The organism is Rhizobium ecuadorense (genome assembly GCF_001187535.1).
Taxonomy (GTDB): domain Bacteria; phylum Pseudomonadota; class Alphaproteobacteria; order Rhizobiales; family Rhizobiaceae; genus Rhizobium; species Rhizobium ecuadorense.
Window position 1 is genome coordinate 1 of sequence record NZ_LFIO01000865.1, and the last position, 209, is coordinate 209.

The 209-nt window shown below is 56.5% G+C and carries 1 protein-coding gene; it reads left to right on the forward strand.

Features of this window, described 5'->3' with window-relative positions; all coding sequences use genetic code 11:
- Positions 1 to 55: 55 nt before the first annotated feature.
- The coding region (locus AF337_RS40450) for an ATP-binding cassette domain-containing protein (RefSeq protein WP_152971089.1) at positions 56 to 209 on the forward strand (154 nt) is incomplete at its 3' end.

The following is a 209-nucleotide window of genomic DNA, read 5'->3' on the forward strand; positions in this document are numbered from 1 at the left end:
AGACCGATAGAGCCTTGCAACCCTTTTCCATCGCGCGTTTCCAGAAAGGCCGGGCATGATTGAGATCACGGGCGTTACCAAATATTACGGTCAGTTCGCTGTCCTTAAGAACTGCTCGGTGAACGTCGAGCGCGGTGAGGTCGTGGTTGTCTGCGGTCCCTCGGGGTCGGGCAAATCGACGTTGATCAAATGCGTCAACGGGCTCGAGC